Origin of the sequence: Cupriavidus sp. SIMBA_020 (assembly GCF_046535395.1) — a bacterium.
In the GTDB taxonomy this organism is placed as follows: Bacteria; Pseudomonadota; Gammaproteobacteria; order Burkholderiales; family Burkholderiaceae; genus Cupriavidus; species Cupriavidus campinensis.
Genome location: NZ_JAWRWU010001732.1, coordinates 1 through 233, shown reverse-complemented (window position 1 = coordinate 233; position 233 = coordinate 1). Strand labels below are relative to the sequence as shown.

1 protein-coding gene is annotated in these 233 nt (G+C 40.3%); it reads right to left on the bottom strand.

The window, feature by feature from the left end; genetic code table 11:
• On the bottom strand, window positions 1–233 hold a 233-nt coding region (locus tag SB751_RS35545; protein ID WP_410749678.1), incomplete at both ends, for a hypothetical protein.

The following is a 233-nucleotide window of genomic DNA, read 5'->3' as shown; positions in this document are numbered from 1 at the left end:
AAGTAGCTCATTTATTTCATCCCCTTGCGCTGCCGCTAAATAATAAGCGACTAGTAAAGCTGCATTACTACCTGATGATTCATTCCCATGAACACTGTAACCCATCCATACAACACTTGGCTGCTCCGCTGTTTTATTGTTTGAATTATTTAGGCGAGCTAAGTGCGCTTGGCGAGTTTTTTCTATATTTTTTAATTTGTTAGCCGCAGTAATCGTTAGCATAACTAACGGGC